Below are 16,650 nucleotides of genomic sequence, written 5' to 3'. Positions count from 1 at the left end.
GGCCCGGCACAGGTCGTGGTGATCCGGCACAACGACGTGCGAGGAGGAACCGTGTTCCGCAGCGAGTACGCAGACGTTTCGCCCGTAGAACTCCCCATCCACGAGGCGGTGCTCGGCCGGGCCGCCGAGTTCGGTGCCGCGCCCGCCCTGATCGACGGCACGGACGGCACCACGCTCTCGTACGAGCAACTGGACCGGTTCCACCGGCGGATCGCCGCCGCGCTCGCGGAGACCGGTGTGCGCAAGGGCGATGTGATCGCCCTGCACAGCCCGAACACGGTGGCCTTTCCGACCGCCTTCTACGGGGCGACGCGCGCGGGGGCGTCGGTCACGACCGTGCACCCGCTGTCCACGCCCGAGGAGTTCGCCAAGCAGCTGACGGACTCGGCGGCCCGCTGGATCATCACCGTGTCCCCGCTGCTGGAGGTCGCCCGCCGGGCCGCCGAACTCGCGGGCGGTGTCGAGGAGATCCTGGTCTGCGACAGCGCGCCCGGACACCGCTCGCTCATCGACATGCTGGCCTCCACCGCCCCCGAGCCGGAGATCGGCATCGACCCGGCGCAGGACGTGGCCGCCCTCCCGTACTCCTCGGGGACGACCGGGGTACCCAAGGGCGTGATGCTGACCCACCGTCAGATCGCCACCAACCTCGCGCAGATGGACCCGCTCATCCCGACGGGCCCCGGCGAACGCATCCTCGCGGTGCTGCCGTTCTTCCACATCTACGGCCTGACCGCCCTCATGAACGCGCCCCTGCGCAAGGGCGCGACGGTCGTCGTCCTGCCCCGCTTCACCCTCGACAGCTTCCTCGCGGCCATCCAGAACCACCGCATCACCGGTCTGTACGTGGCCCCGCCGATCGTTTTGGCCCTGGCCAAGCACCCGATGGTCGAGCAGTACGACCTGTCGTCGCTGCGGTACATCATCAGCGCCGCCGCCCCGCTGGACGCGAAGCTCGCCGCGGCCTGCGCGCGGCGGCTCGGCCTGCCGCCGGTCGGCCAGGCCTACGGCATGACCGAGCTGTCCCCGGGCACGCACATCGTCCCCCTCGACGCCATGCACGCGGCCCCGCCCGGCACGGTCGGCAAGCTCGTCGCCGGCACCGAGATGCGGATCGTCACCCTCGACGACCCCGACAAGGACCTCGACATCGGCGAGCCCGGCGAGATCCTCATCCGCGGCCCCCAGGTCATGAAGGGCTATCTGGGACGCCCCGACGACACCGCCGCGATGATCGACGCCGACGGCTGGCTGCACACCGGGGACGTCGGCCATGTCGACGCCGACGGCTGGCTGTACGTCGTCGACCGGGTCAAGGAGCTCATCAAGTACAAGGGCTTCCAGGTGGCCCCCGCCGAACTGGAGGCCCTCCTGCTCACCCACCCCGGCATCGCGGACGCGGCGGTCGTCGGCCGCTACAACGACGACGGCAACGAGGTCCCGCACGCCTACGTCGTCCGCCAGGAGGCCGCCCTCGACCTCTCCGAAGGAGAGGTGATGATGTACGTCGCCGAACGCGTCGCCCCCTACAAGCGCGTCCGCGACGTCACCTTCATCAAGGAGGTCCCGCGGGCCGCCTCCGGCAAGATCCTGCGCCGCGAACTCAGGGAGCGCCTGTGACACTGATCGGACGGACACGCGCGCGTGGCGTCGAGACCCTCGCCCTCGACTCCCCGGCCAACCGCAACGCCCTGTCGGCCGCCCTGGTGGGCGAGTTGGCCGACGCGCTGACGGACTGCGCCAAGGACACCGACGTACGCGCGGTCGTCCTCACCCACACCGGCAACACCTTCAGCGCGGGCGCCGATCTCAAGGACCCGCCGCACCCGGACGCCCTGGTGGGCCTGTTGCGGCAGATCGTGGAGCTGCCCAAGCCGGTGGTGGCGCGGGTGACGGGACACGTGCGCGCGGGTGGCCTGGGGCTGCTGGGCGCCTGTGACATCGCGGCGGCCTCGACCGCGTCGACGTTCGCGTTCACCGAGGTGCGGATCGGTGTGGCCCCCGCGGTCATCTCCCTGCCGCTGCTGCCCCGCACCGACCCCCGCGCACTCGCCCGCTACTACCTGACCGGCGAACGCTTCGACGCCCCCGAGGCCGCCCGGATCGGCCTGCTGACCGCGGCCGGAGAGGACGTGGACGTCGTACTGGATCCGGTCCTGGACGGGCTGCGGCGCTCCTCGCCGCAGGGACTGGCCGAGACGAAACGGCTGCTCACGGCTAGGGTGCTGGAGTCGTTCGACCGGGACGCGGCCGATCTCACCGCGCTCTCGGCCCGGCTGTTCGCCTCCCCGCAGGCCCGCGAGGGGATGACGGCCTTCCTGGAACGACGGGATCCCGCGTGGGTGGATCGGGCATGGGCGGATCCCGCGGGGACGGACTCCTCAGGGACGGTGTGAGCAGGCGATGGGTGTGAGTACGGCGGAACGCGACCGCGCTCCCAAGCAGGACCGCAGCCGGGCCACCCGGCAGCGGCTCCTGGAGGCCGCCGTGGCCTGTCTCGCCGAGTACGGCTGGGCGGGCTCGACGGTCTCCGTGGTCGCCGAACGCGCCGGCGTCTCCCGCGGCGCCGCCCAGCACCACTTCCCGACCCGCGAGGACCTCTTCACGGCGGCCGTCGAGTACGTCGCCGAGGAACGCTCCACGGCCCTGCGCGCCCTCTTCCCCGAGGGCGCGGGCGAGGACCGCCGCGTGGTGGTCGCGGCCCTGGTCGACCTCTACACGGGCCCCCTCTTCCGGGCCGCCCTGCACCTGTGGGTCGCCGCCTCCGACGAGGAGCAGCTGCGCCCCCGCGTGACCGAACTGGAGGCCCGCGTCGGCCGCGAGACCCACCGCATCGCCGTCGACCTGCTGAACGCCGACGAGTCCAGGCCGGGTGTGCGCGAGACCGTCCAGGGCCTCCTCGACATGGCCCGCGGCCTGGGTCTGGCCAACCTGCTCACGGACGACGGCCCGCGCCGCGACCGGGTCGTGGCCCAGTGGGCGGCCCTGCTGGAGGGCGCGCTGGGCTGAGCGGCCCCGCCGACCGGTCCCGTTGTCAGTGGCGCGAGCTACGTTTCAGACATGTCGGACATGCCGTCACGGGCTCAGCCGCTCCACCCGCCAGCCGCCGTCCGGCTCGGCCGCGTACCGCAGCCGGTCGTGCAGCCGGTTCTCGCGGCCCTGCCAGAACTCGACCGACCGCGGGGCCACCCGGAAACCGCCCCAGTCCGGCGGGACGGGCACCTGCTCGCCCTCGGAGTAGCGGGCGGCGAGCTCCGCGTAGGAGGCGTCGAGCTCGGCGCGGGAGGCGATGACGCTGGACTGCGCGCTGGCCCAGGCGCCGAGCTGGGAGCCGTGCGGGCGGGTGCGGAAGTACGCGGCGGTCTCGTCGCGGCCGGTGCGCCGGGCCACGCCCGTGACGATCACCTGGCGGGCCATCGGGTGCCACGGAAAGAGCAGCGAGACGTACGGGTTCTCGGCGAGGTCGGCCGCCTTGCGGGAGCCGTAGTTGGTGTAGAAGACGAAGCCCTGCTCGTCGAAGTGCTTGAGCAGCACCGTGCGGGAGCTGAGCCGCCCCTCGGCGTTCGCCGTGGAGACGACCATCGCGTTCGGCTCGAAGAGCTGCGCCTCGGTCGCGGCCTGCTCGAACCAGCGGGCGAACTGCTCCACGGGGGTGGCGGCCAGGTCGGGCTCGGCGATGCCCTCCGCCCGGTACTGCTTGCGCATCGTGGAGGGATCGAGGGGGACGGCGTCTCGGTCGGTCACCCGGTCATCCTGCCGTATCGCGCGTGCCGTGCGACGCGGAGTCCACGACAGCCGAGTGGCACTCAGTGCCGCAGGGGCTCCCCAAAGGTGACACTCCGGGATATCGTGCTGATGCCGTTCCGGTTGGGTGACCACCAGCCGCACGGGGCATCACCAGGACGGCCACACGGACCGCGAGTCGGGACCGACCGCGGATCCACCGGCCGAGCCGCAGTTTCCGCCGTATGACACGCCTTATGACACATGGTCTTCCCACCCCATAGCGCCATCTGTCGCACACATCACGAGGAGCCGCCTGATGTCCGACTTCGTACCGGGACTTGAGGGAGTCGTCGCGTTCGAGACGGAGATCGCCGAACCGGACAAGGAGGGCGGCGCCCTGCGGTACCGGGGCGTCGACATCGAGGATCTGGTCGGCCACGTCTCGTTCGGCAACGTCTGGGGCCTGCTCGTCGACGGTGCCTTCAACCCCGGCCTGCCGCCCGCCGAGCCCTTCCCGATCCCCGTGCACTCCGGCGACATCCGGGTGGACGTCCAGTCCGCGCTGGCCATGCTCGCGCCCGTGTGGGGCCTCAGGCCGCTGCTCGACATCGACGAGGAGCAGGCCCGCGACGACCTGGCCCGCGCCGCCGTCATGGCCCTGTCCTACGTCGCCCAGTCGGCCCGTGGCCAGGGCAACGCCATGGTTCCGCAGCGCGAGATCGACAAGGCGCAGTCCGTCGTGGAGCGGTTCATGATCCGCTGGCGGGGCGAGCCGGACCCCAAGCACGTCGCCGCCGTCGACGCCTACTGGACCTCCGCCGCCGAGCACGGCATGAACGCGTCCACCTTCACCGCGCGCGTGATCGCCTCCACCGGCGCCGACGTCGCCGCGGCCCTCTCCGGCGCCGTAGGGGCCATGTCCGGCCCGCTGCACGGCGGTGCCCCCTCCCGTGTCCTCGGCATGATCGAGGAGATCGAGCGGACCGGCGACGCCGAGGCGTACGTGAAGCAGGCCCTCGACAAGGGCGAGCGCCTCATGGGCTTCGGGCACCGCGTCTACCGCGCCGAGGACCCCCGCGCGCGCGTGCTGCGCCGCACCGCCCGTGAGCTGGGCGCCCCGCGCTTCGAGATCGCCGAGGCCCTGGAGAAGGCGGCCCTGGCGGAGCTGCACGCCCGCCGCCCGGACCGCGTCCTTGCCACCAACGTCGAGTTCTGGGCGGCCATCGTCCTGGACTTCGCGGAGGTCCCGGCCCACATGTTCACGTCGATGTTCACCTGCGCCCGCACGGCGGGCTGGTCGGCGCACATCCTGGAGCAGAAGCGCACCGGCAGGCTCGTGCGGCCCTCCGCGCGGTACATCGGCCCCGGCACGCGCAACCCGCAGGAGATCGAAGGGTACGGCGACATCGCGAACTGACCGGTACCGCGCCGGAGTTCACGCGGGAGTCAGGAGCCCCGCGTGATGCCGTTCCGCCACCAGCGGGTGCGCCCTCAGCTTGCCCTTCAGCTCGTTGTGGCCGTACTCGGCGAAGAGCGGGTTCGCCGGGTCGGCGGTCACGCCGGGGGCGGCCGAGGCGTACGGGAACGGGAGCGGTTCGATGCGGGCGTCCAGGCGGGGGTTGTGGAAGAAGGGCACGGAGAACCGCTCGGTGGCACCGGGCGGGGACACCACCCGGTGGTCGGTGGCGATCAGGTACCCGTCGGTCGCCACCTCCAGCAGCTGGCCCAGGTTGACCACGAACGCCCGCTCCAGCGGCGGCACATCGTGGTCCTGCATCAGCAGGGTCAGAAAGCCTTGGTCCTTGTGGGCCCCGGCACGATGACCGACTCCGCCGCTGCCGGGGTACCGGTGCCGCACGAGCTTGAGATGCGGGTGGGCGTGCTCGCCGAACACCGGGTCGTAGAAGTCGGCCGGCGCCCCGATGGCGGTGAGCAGTTCGTGCAGCAGCCGCCCGGCGACCGCGCTCAGCCGGTCGATCCAGGCCAGCGCGGCGGTACGGAGTTCGGGGAGGGCTGCGGGCCACTGGTTCGGCCCCTGCAGACACCAGTAGGCGGGCTCGCCCGGCACCGGCACGCGGACGGGCCGCTCGGCGCCTATGTCCAACTGGTCCTGTGCATAGCCCCGGAAATGCGGCGAGTTGACGTTGTCGAGGGCCAGCCGGTCGGCCTCGGGCAGCCGGAAGAAGGCACGCGTGGCCCGGATGAGCGCGTCGGCCTCCGCGGTCGTGACCCCGTGCCCGACGAGCTGGAAGAAACCCACGTCATGGGCGGCGCTGTGCAGTTGGGCGTGGAGCAGCGCCCGGGCCTGGGGACCGCGGTCGGCGGCGGACAGGTCGATGATCGGGAGCCGGTCGTAGGACGGAGGCGTCGCGGTGAGCGTCATGAGATGCGTCCGAAAGAAGAAGAATGGGGCACACGGGGGCTGGGTCAGGCGGAGCGCCGACAGCCCATGCTCGTGACGCGCACGTAGTCCACGTGCCGGCGTCGAACAAGTATCGGAAGCATTGGCCCAGACTACTGCGCGCGCAACGATCCGTACCCGGCGCGGCTCAAGGTGGCCGGGGACTCCGTCATGAACGCAGACGACCCGCGAGCTCGGGTCCCCCGCCTGACGGCGGAGGAGCCGGCCGGACGTACCGGCGAGCTCGCGGGTCGGGTGACTGCACTGGATTGGGCCGGCCGCGTGTATCTCGCACACGCTGGTCCGGCACCGCACAGGGTGGGGTGCTGGGCCGCTAGCCCGCAGCCACCTCGCGCGTCCGGGTTTCACTCATGTACCCGATCACCTCCTTTCATGCGTGGGCCACACACTAGGAACCGATCGAGGACCGTTCAAGCGATTTAACGCAAAGACGTGCGCCTACGATCACCGCATGAACCGAAGTGACCCGTCGGGGCCGGTCGTGGCCGCGTACGCCGCCGTGTTCGAGAAGCTGTCCGCCGCCACCACGGGCCGCACGCGCCGCGGCCCCCACGGAGCGGTGCTGGCGATCTCCGGCGCGCGGATCGCGTCCCTGAACGCGATCATCAGCCCGTCCCTCGACCCGAGCGCCGACGAGATAGCCGCCCTGGCGGCCGCCGAGAGCCCCTGGGAGCTTCCCTGGAGCATCCACGTCCGCGGGGTGCCGAGCCCGTCCGTCACCGCGCTGGCGGCGCGCCACGGCCTGACCCGCCTCACCCGGGAGCCCCTCATGGTGCGCCACCCCGACCAGGGTCCGCCGCCGAAGCCGGACATCGATTCCCTGACCGTGCGGCCCGTGTCGGGCGACGAACTCGACCTCTACGCCAGGACCGTCGCGGACGGCTTCGAGGCACCGCACGACCTGTTCGAGGTCCTCACCGATCCGGCCCTGGCGAGGATCGACGGCATGACGTTCTACCTGGCGGAACTGGACGGCGTACCGGTGGCCACGGGCATGACGGCCGTCTCCGGCGACCTGACGGGCCTCTTCAACATCACCACCCTCCCGGCCCACCGCAAGCGCGGCTACGGCCGGGCCGTCACCCTGGAAATGATCCGCGCGGGCTTCGCCACCGGCGCCACCACCGCCTACCTCTACGCGAGCGCGATGGGCGAGCCGGTGTACACGGCGGCCGGCTTCCGCACCGAGGAGTACCTGACGGTGATCACCGGTGAGTGACCTCCGCATCGAGACCGCGCGCGGAGACGCCATGCTGGAGGAGTGGCGGCACGTCCACAACGTGATCGTGCCGCCGGCCGCGTTGGATCCGGCCGGGGTACGGGAGCGGGCGGCGCGGTATCTGCTGGAGAACGCCTACCTGGGGGACGTCCTCGTCGGATGCTCCACCGTGCGGCCGCCGGAGCGGGAGGGCGGCACGGCCACGGTCATCGCGCGCGTGCTGCCCGAGTACCGGCGGCGCGGCTACGGGACGGCCCTGTACGAGAAGGGGCTCGCCCACGCGCGCGTGCTGGGGGCCGGGGTGGTGGAGACGTGTGTGCTCGCCGTGAACGAGGACGGACTGCGGTTCGCCGAGGCGCGTGGTTTCGTCGAGTTGGAACAGTACGTACTGGATGGGATGTCGGATGTGTGGATCGACCTGAGACTGGGGTAGGCGCAGCCGGACGGCGGCGTACAACGATTCTCTCAATCTTGGGGAACTCGATGTGGGCTGCGTCACGTTCAAGTTAGATGATTGCGAGTGAGCGAACCGCCGCGCCGTACATGCGGACGCAGCTTGGCAGGGGGTCCAGGTGAGTGCTTCCCGGCGAAGTGGGGCCACCGACGAACTCGGGCCCGATGAGCCCGAGCGGGCCGGCCCCGTGGGCCCAGACGGCTCGGATCTGCTCGCGGCGCTGCTGGACGGCATGGACGCGGCGCTGTGCGCCTTCGACGCGGACGGCGTCGTCACCCACTGGAACCGTGAGGCGGAGCGGATCCTGGGCTGGACCGCGGCCGAGGCCGTGGGGCGGCACGGGTTCGCCGGCTGGGCCGTGCGCAGCGCCGACGCCGAGGAGGTCGAGGCGCGGCTGATGTCCGCCATGGAGGCCCCCGGCCGCCAGGTGCACGAGTTCGCGCTGCTCACCAAGGACGGCGGACGCGTGCTGGTGCGCACCCAGTCCGCCGCCGTGCGGGGCCCCGACGGGAAGGCCGCCGGGGTGTACTGCGCCTTCAGCGAGGTGCACACCCAGATCGACCTGGAGCGGTCCATCGCGCTCAGCGAGGCCCTCTTCGAGGACGCCTCCTGGGGCGTCGTGCTCGTCGACGCCGACCTGCGCCCCGCCGTGCTCAACGCACACGCGGCCCGCTCGCTCGGTATCGGCCGCACCTCCGCGCTCGGTCGCCCTCTCGGCGAACTGCTCGCCCAGGGCGTCGAGGAACTGGAGAGCGCCCTCACCCATGTGCTCGCGGAGGGCGCCCCGCCCGCGCCGGCCGAGATCTGGGTCGGCGTGCGCACCCCGGAGGGCGAGCAGCGGCGCTGCTGGCGCTGCGGCTTCGTGCGGCTGGCCTCGCCGCTCGCCGAGGAGCCGGTGCCGCTCGGTGTCGCCTGGCTCTTCCAGGACGTCACCGAGACCAAGCAGGGCGAGCAGGAGGCGGCCCAACTGCGCTTCCGCACCAACCAGTTGCACCGCGCCGCCCGGGCCGCCGCCGAGTGCGAGGACCCCGCGGAGGCGGCCACCGTCCATCTCGACTTCGCGCTCGCCGGCTTCGCCGACCACGCCCTGATCGACCGGGTGGCGGGCGGTGCCCTCGCCGACGGCGAGGCCACGGCGGCCCTGCGGCTGGTCCGGGTCGCCGCCACGCCCTCCGGGGCGCCCGGACCGAGCCTGTTGACCGGCCGGGCCGGTCTGCCGGTGCGGTACGCGCCGGGGCACCCCGCGCTGCAGTGCGTGGAGCGGACCGGGTCGGTGCGGGCCAGTGTGGGCGCGGTGCCGCCCGAGCAGGCCCGCGAGTGGGCGGCGGCCCGTCAGTGGCCCACGGACGCGGTGCACGCCCTGTGCGCGGTCCTGCGCAGCCGGGGCCGCACCCTGGGCGTCGTGACGTTCCTGCGCGGCGGCGCCCGCAGCCAGTTCGAGCGCGCGGACGCGGTGCACGCGGAGGACGTGGCGGTCCGGATCGCGGCGGCGCTGGACCTGGCGGGGGCGACGGAGAAGACGTAGCGGGCGGGCCGGGGCCGGTATCCCCGGCCCCGTATCTTCGCTACCGCTACCGCTACCCCTACCGCTGGTAGAAGATCCGGTCCGCGTACTCCTTGAAGACGCGCCCGTTCCACTCGTGGCCGCCGTCCACGTTCCCGGACCGCAGCAGCGGGGGCTCGATGCCGCGGTCGGCCAGGGTCGCGGCGGTGGTGGCCATGACGGACTGGAGGATCGCCGAGGTGACGACCGTGGAGGCGGGGGCGAAGGGCGCCGGGATGGTGTCGAGGGTGAGTTCCGCGTCGCCGATCGAGATCTTCGAGTCGAGGACGACGTCGCAGTGGTCGCGCATGTACGTGCCCGAGACGTGCCGGGACCCGGTCTCGGACGCGTACGCCACCGAGGTCAGCCCGATGACCTTCACACCGAGTGCCCGCGCGTTCATGGCCATCTCGACCGGGAGGGCGTTGCGCCCCGAGAGGGAGATGATCACGAGGGCGTCGCCCGCGCGGATCGGCGAGGTGTCCAGGACCGCGCTCGCGAGCCCGTCCACCCGCTCCAGCGCGGAGCCCAGCGTGGCCGGGATCTCCACGCCGACGGCACCCGGCACGGCGAGCAGGTTCATCAGCGCGAGCCCGCCCGCGCGGTAGACGACGTCCTGCGCCGCGAGCGAGGAGTGCCCTGCGCCGAAAGCGAACAGGCGGCCGCCCGCGGCGACGGTGTCGGCGAGCAGCGTGCCGGCCGCGGCGATGCTCTCCGCCTCCTCTTCCCGCACCCGTCGCAACAGGCCGATCGCGGCGTCGAGGAACTGGTCGGCCGGTGTGCCGTCGCTCATGCGGGTCCTTCCGGGGCGCCGTGGGGCGGTCTGTGTCGCGGATCACGGTGCGGTCTGGACCAGTGCCCTGTCAATACGGCGGTGAGGCGGCGGAGATACGGCGGTGACGCGCCCGCCGCCGCGGAGGCGACGTACCTGTGCGAATGTCGACGCAGACACCGCGGTACCCCGCGTAACGCCTTGGTTTCAACGGCGCGGCACGGTTGTCAGTGCTATGCGTCAGAATTGAGGCCAGGGCCAGCGCACGCGCCGGGAAGCCGTGGCGCTTCCGGCAGATCTCATCGAGGGGCACGTATGTCCGGACTGATCGACACCACGGAGATGTATCTCCGCACCATCCTCGAGCTGGAGGAGGAAGGTGTGGTCCCCATGCGCGCCCGGATCGCCGAGCGGCTGGACCAGAGCGGACCGACCGTCAGCCAGACGGTGGCGCGGATGGAGCGTGACGGGCTGGTGTCCGTCGCCACCGACCGCCACCTGGAGCTGACGGACGAGGGCCGCCGGCTGGCCACGCGCGTGATGCGCAAGCACCGGCTGGCGGAGTGTCTGCTGGTCGACGTGATCGGCCTGGAGTGGGAGCAGGTGCACGCCGAGGCCTGTCGTTGGGAGCACGTGATGAGCGAGGCGGTGGAGCGCCGCGTCCTGGAGCTGCTGCGCCACCCCACCGAGTCGCCGTACGGCAACCCGATCCCGGGCCTGGAGGAGCTGGGCGAGAAGGACGGCGCGGACCCGTTCCTTGACGAGGGCATGGTCTCGCTGGCCGACCTCGACCCGGGCCTGGACGGCAAGACGGTCGTGGTGCGCCGGATCGGCGAGCCGATCCAGACAGACGCCCAGCTGATGTACACGCTGCGTCGCGCGGGCGTGCAGCCCGGCTCGGTGGTGAGCGTGACGGAGTCGGCGGGCGGTGTCCTGGTGGGCAGCGGCGGCGAGGCCGCCGAACTGGAGGCGGACGTCGCCTCGCACGTGTTCGTCGCCAAGCGCTGAGCCGGCACGGAGGAAGCACCGGGCAAGCGCCGGGCAAGCGACGGGCAGGACCGAGCAAGCGCCGAAAGCGTTTCCTCGCCTCAACTGCCGTGATACAGGTGGCAGTTGCGATGGTCCAAGATTCTGTCCGTCGAATCGCAGCGCTCGGACGGTTCGCGTGCAAGGCTGTCGCGTGAGGCATATGACCGGAGGGGGCGGGAAGATGTGCCGGAGACGTATGGAGGGCCCCGGCGCCTTATGGCGCCGGGGCCTGTCCTCCCCTGTGCTGACCCGGAGCCCCGAGCTCCCAGGGTCAATCCCCTCGGACCGTTTTCCCCGAGTGGTCCGCCTCCCGCTCAAGATCTCCCCTCGGCAGCGGCGATCATTCCTTGAGGGGGGTCACTCAAACGAGGGGTGTTGCTCACGGAGAGAGTAATTTCGAATGCCCATTCGATAGTCTGCGAGTGACGCGAAACGCGGAATGTGCGCTTCAGGAGTGAGCGCGGAAAGGCAGCTGCACGGCAAGGCAGGACACGGTGCACAGGGCCGACGGCTCGTTCGGTCCGAGCGGAGCTAGGGGGGTGCCAGGACCAATGGCGCGGCGTATCGACGTGACCGGAGCGGGCGGCGTACGCCTCGCGGCCTGGGAGTTCGGCGACCCTCCCAAGACCGACCCGGCCAAGCTCGTACCTGACCAGCCCGGGCCCCTGGACCGCCCCGGTTTGCCGGAGCGGACCGGTGGGGCGACCGGCGCCGCGGACACACCCGGCGTGCTGTTACTGCACGGCCTGATGGGCCGCGCCTCGCACTGGGCGTCCACCGCCCGCTGGCTCTCCGGACGCCATCGCGCCGTCGCGCTCGACCAGCGCGGCCACGGCCAGAGCGACAAGCCCCCGCAGGCCGCCTTTACCCGCGAGGCATACGTCGAGGACGCGGAGGCCGCCCTCGAACAGCTCGGCCTCACCCCGGTCGTCCTGGTCGGCCACGCGATGGGCGCGCTGACCGCCTGGCAGCTCGCCGCCAAGCGGCCCGACCTGGTCCGGGGCGTGGTCATCTGCGACATGCGGGCCTCCGCCCTCGGCGCGGCCTCGCAGCGGGAGTGGGCCGACTGGTTCAGGGCGTGGCCGATGCCCTTCGCCACGCTGGCCGACGTACGCAAGTGGTTCGGCGAGGACGACCCCTGGGTGGAGCGGCCCAATCCGGCGCGGGGGGAGTTCTACGCCGAGGTGATGCACGAATGCGCCGACGGCTGGCGGCCCGTGTTCGACCCCGACCAGATGCTCAAGACCCGGGAGACCTGGGTGTACGACGCGCACTGGGAGGAGCTGGCCCAGGTGCGGTGCCCGGCGCTGGTCGTGCGGGGGCTGGACGGGGAGCTGGGCCGCGCGGAGGCGCAGGAGATGGTGCGGGTGCTGCCGCGCGGGGAGTACGCGGAGGTGGCCGACGCCGGGCACCTGGTCCACTACGACCAGCCCGAGGCCTGGCGGGCGGCGATCGAGCCGTTCCTGGACGCGGTCCTCACCGTCTGAGACGGCCGCTCGACGGTTCAGCACGGGCGTGGCAGGAAACGGATACGCCCGCGATACGGCCGTCCGTCTTCAATGCAGGCATGGACAACAGCACCTCCCTGCCGACCCGGTCTCCGCTCCCGGCCCCGGTCCCGCCCCGTCGTACGCGCGGGACGGTGATCGTCGGTCTGGCGGTCCTCGGCGTGGCGGCGCTCGCGGCGTTCGGGCCGCTGCGCGTCGTGCTGCGGATGCTGTCCATGCCGCTGCACTCGCGGGAGTCGTTCGTCTGGTTCGGCACGTTCAACGGCATCGCCCTCATCACGGTGATCGCCCTGCCGCTCGCCGCGCTGACGGCATGGGCGCTGGCCCATCGCCGCGCCGCCGCCGGCGTCCCGTCGCCGTGGCGGAAGTCGCTGGCCGAGGTCGGCATCGTCTACGGGACCGTGCCGTGGGTCTGGATGATCCTGCTGCCGGGCGACGAGGACGGCGCCGTCCTGAGCCTCGTACCGCTGCGGGACCTGGCCACGATGGACGCGGGCCAGATCATCGGCAACCTGCTGGTCTTCGCGGCCCTGGGCTTCCTCGTCCCGCTGCGGTTCACGGCTCTGGCGTCGCTCTGGCGCGTCCTGGCGCTCGGGGCGGCCTGCTCTGTGCTGGTCGAGAGCGCGCAGTACGTCCTGCGCCTCGACCGGGTGTCCTCCGTGGACGACGTGCTGCTCAACGCGGCCGGCGCCGGGCTGGCCGCGCTGGCGTCACGACCGTGGTGGCATGCGACGGCCGAATCTTCGTAGAACTCAAGGGCGTGTCGGGTTCGCATACGTCGGCGATATCCCGTCCTGCCTAGGCTGCGGGTATGCGTGTGCTAGTCGTGGAGGACGAGCCCTACCTGGCCGAGGCCGTCCGTGACGGTCTCCGGCTGGAAGCGATCGCCGCGGACATCGCCGGTGACGGAGACCTGGCCCTGGAGCTGCTGAGCATCAACTCCTACGATCTCGCGGTCCTCGACCGTGACATCCCCGGCCCCTCCGGTGACGAGATCGCCCGCCGCATCGTGGCCTCCGGCAGCGGTATCCCGATCCTCATGCTCACCGCCGCCGACCGGATCGACGACAAGGCCTCCGGGTTCGAGCTGGGCGCCGACGACTACCTCACCAAACCGTTCGAGCTGCGCGAACTCGTCATGCGGCTGCGGGCGTTGGACCGTCGGCGCGCGTACGCCCGGCCCCCGGTCAGCGAGATCGCGGGTCTGCGTCTCGACCCTTTCCGCCGGGAGGTCTCCCGGGACGGACGCCATGTCGCGCTCACCCGCAAGCAGTTCGCCGTGCTCGAAGTCCTCGTCGCCGCCGAGGGCGGTGTCATCAGCGCCGAGGAACTGCTGACCCGGGCTTGGGACGAGAACGCCAACCCCTTCACCAACGCCGTCCGCATCACGGTCTCCGCCCTGCGCAAACGCCTTGGCGAACCCTGGCTCATCGCGACGGTGCCCGGCGTCGGCTACCGCATCGACACCGGTGCCGTCAGCCCTTGCTCACCGCCGACAGGATCTCCGGCAGCCGGGCCGCCGTCCGCGGAGCCGCCAGCCGCAGACCCGACCACGTGAGGCCCGCTCCGTAGACGGCGCCCAGGGGCAGCAGCACCCAGCTCCACCGGTCACCGCCCTCGGTCACGTTCAGGGCGATGGTCGCGACGATGACGGGGGCGCACAGCAGGGCCGAGGCGATCATCCCGCCGAAGATGGAGATCCAGGCGATGCTGGACTGGCCGGGGGCCACGTTCTTGTAGCCGTCCTGCGGGATGGAGTACGGGAACCGGGCCGAGGTCCACGCGCCGGTCGCCAGCATCGCGCCGAGCAGCGCGAAGGACAGTCCCAGCACCTCGGGCAGGCGCGGCCAGTCGCCGAGCATCGCGGTCGTCACGACGGTCACGAGCGTGGCGTACGGCAGGGTGATCACCAGCAACGCCAGTGCTCGGGCGCGCAGTTCGTCGTACGCGTCGCGGGCGGAGGAGATGGTCGTCGCGACCATCCAGAACGCGGACGTGTCCTGCCCGAACTGGTTGTACATCTGGATGCCGAGCATCCCCGCGGCGAAGCAGGCGAAGTAGATCGAGCCGGTGCCCTGCAGTGCGTTGAAGACCGGCACGATCAGCCCGATCGCCAGCGAAGTCACCCACGCGGCCTTGGTCTTGGGGTCGCGCCACACATACCGCAGACTGCGCTCCATGACCGTGCCGGTGCGCCCGGCCGGCAGCAGCCGGGCGAGGCCGCCGGAGGCGGTACGGTCGCGGCTCACGGACTCGGCACTCTGCAGGGTGGAGCCGTCGGGCGCGGTCATCAGCCGGGTCAGATGCCGTGACCAGACCCCGAGCAGCAGTACCAACGCGGCCGCGCTGAGCGCGAGTTGGGCGACCGCGACCCCGTAGGAGCCGTCGCTCACCGAGTCCACCGCACCGATCGCCGACGCGGGCGGCACCCACCGCAGCACGTCGGCCACCGGGTCGAGGTGCGCGAGCCCGGACGAACCGAGCTGCTGCGCACCGAAGTTGACCAACTGCGCCCCGATCGCGATGACCAGCCCGCTCAGCACCGCGAGATCCCGGCCCTTGCGGCTGGTCAGCAGCCGGATGTTGGCGACGGCCACGGTCCGCGCCAGCGCCACGCACACCAGCAGCGCGAGCAGGAGGGCGAACACCCCGACGACGTAGGCCGCTCCGCCGTGCGCGACCGCGATCACCGAACCGGCCAGCACACAGAGCGTGAACAGCGGCCCGATGCCGACCAGGGAGGCCACGAGCAGCGCCCGCACCAGCGGCCGGGGCCGCAGCGGCAGCATCACGAGCCGGGTCGGGTCGAGGGTCTCGTCGCCGCCGGGGAAGAACAGCGGCATCACCGCCCAGCCAAGCGCCAGCACGGCGCTCAGCAGCACGACCAGCGACTCGGCGTGCGCGTGCCCGTGCAGCGCGGTCAGCCCGAGCAGGAACAGCGCCCCGAGCAGCAGCACGACGACGGCGGACGCGACGTACGCGGCCCGCCGACCGCCGGACTGCCGCAGCCCGTTGCGCAACAGGGACAGCTTCAGCCGGACGAAGACGGGCGTGATGTCGGCCGGTACGAGGGGGTCCTGTGCGCGCGGGGCCGGTGCGAGCGGCGCCGTCATCGCGCCCCGCCCCCCAGCCAGTCGAGGTCGGATCCCGCGTCCCGGCCACCCGCACCGACGAGTTCGAGGAACGCCTCCTGCAGCGAGGGAGCGTCGCCGCGGACCTCGGCGAGGGTGCCGTGGGCGCGGATGCGGCCGGCGGCCAGCACGGCCACCCAGTCGCACAGGGACTCGACCAGCTCCATGACGTGGGAGGAGAAGACCACGGTGGCGCCGGAGGCCGTGTACCGCTCCAGGACCCCGCGGATGGTCTGCGCGGAGACCGGGTCGACGCCCTCGAACGGCTCGTCGAGAAAGAGCACTTCGGGGTTGTGGAGGAGCGCGGCGGCGAGCCCGATCTTCTTGCGCATACCGGTCGAGTAGTCGACGACGAGCTTGTGCTGGGCCCCGGCCAGGTCGAGCACATCGAGGAGTTGCGTGGCCCGCTTGTCCACCTCGCCACCGGGCAGCCCCCGCAACCGCCCGCTGTACGCCAGCAGTTCACGCCCCGACAGCCGCTCGAACAGCCGCAGCCCTTCCGGCAACACCCCGATCCGTGCCTTGACGGCAACGGGGTCGCGCCAGACGTCGTGCCCACCGATCTCGACGGTGCCCTGATCGGGCCGAAGCAGCCCGGTCACCATCGACAGTGTGGTGGTCTTCCCGGCCCCGTTCGGCCCGACGAGCCCGATGAACTTCCCGGCGGGCAACTCAAGATCGATCCCGGCGACGGCAATGTGCTGCCCGAACCGCTTCCAGAGCCCTTCAACGCGTACAGCAGACGTCATGGCAGAACCCTACGGGCAGGCGTCCGACGTCAACGGGCGCGGGACTGTGCCCATCTGCGGCTCCGTCGCGGGGCGCGACCAGCCCCCACGGGCCTGG

The 16,650-nt window shown here is 71.9% G+C and carries 16 protein-coding genes; 11 read left to right on the top strand and 5 right to left on the bottom strand.

Translation table 11 applies throughout. The annotated features are described in order from the left end of the window. Positions 1–51: 51 nt before the first annotated feature. From ACIQI8_RS33770 to ACIQI8_RS33760, 3 genes are read left to right on the top strand one after another with little or no spacing between them, the layout of a single operon-like run. Complete coding sequence (locus ACIQI8_RS33770; RefSeq protein ID WP_402358981.1) at positions 52–1,620, top strand: 4-coumarate--CoA ligase family protein; 1,569 nt, start codon at positions 52–54, stop codon at positions 1,618–1,620. Continuing rightward, positions 1,617–2,396, top strand: a complete 780-nt coding sequence (locus tag ACIQI8_RS33765) for an enoyl-CoA hydratase family protein (protein WP_402358978.1) — start codon at positions 1,617–1,619, stop codon at positions 2,394–2,396. The genes ACIQI8_RS33770 and ACIQI8_RS33765 overlap by 4 nt, the downstream gene beginning before the upstream one ends. A gap of 7 nt (positions 2,397–2,403) precedes the next feature. Continuing rightward, positions 2,404–3,009, top strand: coding sequence for a TetR/AcrR family transcriptional regulator (locus ACIQI8_RS33760; protein ID WP_124004023.1), 606 nt, complete (start codon positions 2,404–2,406; stop codon positions 3,007–3,009). A 66-nt stretch (positions 3,010–3,075) separates the two neighbouring features. Here the strand turns inward: ACIQI8_RS33760 and pdxH are convergent, their stop codons facing one another. Beyond that, complete coding sequence (pdxH, locus tag ACIQI8_RS33755) at positions 3,076–3,744, bottom strand: pyridoxamine 5'-phosphate oxidase (protein ID WP_402358974.1); 669 nt, start codon at positions 3,742–3,744, stop codon at positions 3,076–3,078. Positions 3,745–4,042: 298 nt separating this feature from the next. Here pdxH and ACIQI8_RS33750 point away from each other — a divergent pair, with 298 nt between their 5' ends. Further along, entirely contained in the window at positions 4,043–5,143 is a 1,101-nt protein-coding gene (locus ACIQI8_RS33750; RefSeq protein WP_402358971.1) for a citrate synthase 2, read from the top strand. Between the two features lie 18 nt (positions 5,144–5,161). Here the strand turns inward: ACIQI8_RS33750 and ACIQI8_RS33745 are convergent, their stop codons facing one another. Continuing rightward, on the bottom strand, positions 5,162–6,109 hold the full coding sequence (locus tag ACIQI8_RS33745) for an isopenicillin N synthase family dioxygenase (protein ID WP_402358968.1): 948 nt from the start codon (positions 6,107–6,109) through the stop codon (positions 5,162–5,164). A gap of 490 nt (positions 6,110–6,599) precedes the next feature. On the opposite strand from ACIQI8_RS33745, the gene ACIQI8_RS33740 reads away from it, so the two are divergent. The 3 genes from ACIQI8_RS33740 (at position 6,600) to ACIQI8_RS33730 (ending at position 9,346) form a co-directional block, all read left to right on the top strand. Then, complete coding sequence (locus tag ACIQI8_RS33740; protein WP_402358965.1) at positions 6,600–7,367, top strand: GNAT family N-acetyltransferase; 768 nt, start codon at positions 6,600–6,602, stop codon at positions 7,365–7,367. Continuing rightward, complete coding sequence (locus ACIQI8_RS33735; protein WP_402358962.1) at positions 7,360–7,800, top strand: GNAT family N-acetyltransferase; 441 nt, start codon at positions 7,360–7,362, stop codon at positions 7,798–7,800. The genes ACIQI8_RS33740 and ACIQI8_RS33735 overlap by 8 nt, the downstream gene beginning before the upstream one ends. 139 nt (positions 7,801–7,939) lie before the next feature. Beyond that, positions 7,940–9,346: a PAS domain-containing protein gene (locus ACIQI8_RS33730; RefSeq protein WP_402358959.1), complete on the top strand. Its 1,407-nt coding sequence runs from the start codon at positions 7,940–7,942 to the stop codon at positions 9,344–9,346. A 58-nt stretch (positions 9,347–9,404) separates the two neighbouring features. Here ACIQI8_RS33730 and ACIQI8_RS33725 read toward each other — a convergent pair whose 3' ends face one another. Next, on the bottom strand, positions 9,405–10,157 hold the full coding sequence (locus ACIQI8_RS33725; RefSeq protein WP_402358956.1) for an SIS domain-containing protein: 753 nt from the start codon (positions 10,155–10,157) through the stop codon (positions 9,405–9,407). Between the two features lie 294 nt (positions 10,158–10,451). Between ACIQI8_RS33725 and ACIQI8_RS33720 the strand changes: the two genes are divergently transcribed. The 4 genes from ACIQI8_RS33720 (at position 10,452) to ACIQI8_RS33705 (ending at position 14,231) form a co-directional block, all read left to right on the top strand. Continuing rightward, positions 10,452–11,144: a metal-dependent transcriptional regulator gene (locus ACIQI8_RS33720; protein WP_124004016.1), complete on the top strand. Its 693-nt coding sequence runs from the start codon at positions 10,452–10,454 to the stop codon at positions 11,142–11,144. A gap of 572 nt (positions 11,145–11,716) precedes the next feature. Beyond that, positions 11,717–12,652 carry an alpha/beta fold hydrolase gene (locus tag ACIQI8_RS33715; RefSeq protein WP_402358952.1) on the top strand — a complete coding sequence of 312 codons (936 nt, stop codon included), beginning with the start codon at positions 11,717–11,719 and terminating at the stop codon, positions 12,650–12,652. 227 nt (positions 12,653–12,879) lie between these two features. Next, entirely contained in the window at positions 12,880–13,422 is a 543-nt protein-coding gene (locus tag ACIQI8_RS33710; RefSeq protein ID WP_402359726.1) for a VanZ family protein, read from the top strand. Positions 13,423–13,484: 62 nt separating this feature from the next. Further along, positions 13,485–14,231, top strand: coding sequence for a response regulator transcription factor (locus ACIQI8_RS33705; protein WP_402358949.1), 747 nt, complete (start codon positions 13,485–13,487; stop codon positions 14,229–14,231). On the opposite strand, the gene ACIQI8_RS33700 is transcribed toward ACIQI8_RS33705, so the two are convergent. After that, positions 14,149–15,786 carry a transporter gene (locus ACIQI8_RS33700; protein ID WP_402358946.1) on the bottom strand — a complete coding sequence of 546 codons (1,638 nt, stop codon included), beginning with the start codon at positions 15,784–15,786 and terminating at the stop codon, positions 14,149–14,151. The genes ACIQI8_RS33705 and ACIQI8_RS33700 overlap by 83 nt on opposite strands. After that, a complete protein-coding gene (locus tag ACIQI8_RS33695) occupies positions 15,783–16,553 on the bottom strand; it encodes an ABC transporter ATP-binding protein (protein ID WP_402358942.1) in 771 nt (256 codons plus the stop codon). The genes ACIQI8_RS33700 and ACIQI8_RS33695 overlap by 4 nt, the downstream gene beginning before the upstream one ends. Positions 16,554–16,650: the final 97 nt, after the last annotated feature.

Source organism: Streptomyces sp. NPDC092369 (assembly GCF_044755245.1).
Lineage (GTDB): Bacteria > Actinomycetota > Actinomycetes > Streptomycetales > Streptomycetaceae > Streptomyces.
This window is presented reverse-complemented; position numbering and strand designations above follow the sequence as displayed.

Excerpts from the sequence above, each read along its gene's own strand:
- ACIQI8_RS33760 (WP_124004023.1), top strand. The coding sequence starts at position 2,404 with ATGGGTGTGAGTACGGCGGAACGCGACCGCGCTCCCAAGCAGGACCGC.
- ACIQI8_RS33750 (WP_402358971.1), top strand. The coding sequence starts at position 4,043 with ATGTCCGACTTCGTACCGGGACTTGAGGGAGTCGTCGCGTTCGAGACG.
- ACIQI8_RS33745 (WP_402358968.1), bottom strand. The coding sequence starts at position 6,109 with ATGACGCTCACCGCGACGCCTCCGTCCTACGACCGGCTCCCGATCATC.
- ACIQI8_RS33740 (WP_402358965.1), top strand. The coding sequence starts at position 6,600 with ATGAACCGAAGTGACCCGTCGGGGCCGGTCGTGGCCGCGTACGCCGCC.
- ACIQI8_RS33725 (WP_402358956.1), bottom strand. The coding sequence starts at position 10,157 with ATGAGCGACGGCACACCGGCCGACCAGTTCCTCGACGCCGCGATCGGC.
- ACIQI8_RS33720 (WP_124004016.1), top strand. The coding sequence starts at position 10,452 with ATGTCCGGACTGATCGACACCACGGAGATGTATCTCCGCACCATCCTC.
- ACIQI8_RS33715 (WP_402358952.1), top strand. The coding sequence starts at position 11,717 with ATGGCGCGGCGTATCGACGTGACCGGAGCGGGCGGCGTACGCCTCGCG.
- ACIQI8_RS33710 (WP_402359726.1), top strand. The coding sequence starts at position 12,880 with ATGCTGTCCATGCCGCTGCACTCGCGGGAGTCGTTCGTCTGGTTCGGC.
- ACIQI8_RS33705 (WP_402358949.1), top strand. The coding sequence starts at position 13,485 with ATGCGTGTGCTAGTCGTGGAGGACGAGCCCTACCTGGCCGAGGCCGTC.
- ACIQI8_RS33700 (WP_402358946.1), bottom strand. The coding sequence starts at position 15,786 with ATGACGGCGCCGCTCGCACCGGCCCCGCGCGCACAGGACCCCCTCGTA.
- ACIQI8_RS33695 (WP_402358942.1), bottom strand. The coding sequence starts at position 16,553 with ATGACGTCTGCTGTACGCGTTGAAGGGCTCTGGAAGCGGTTCGGGCAG.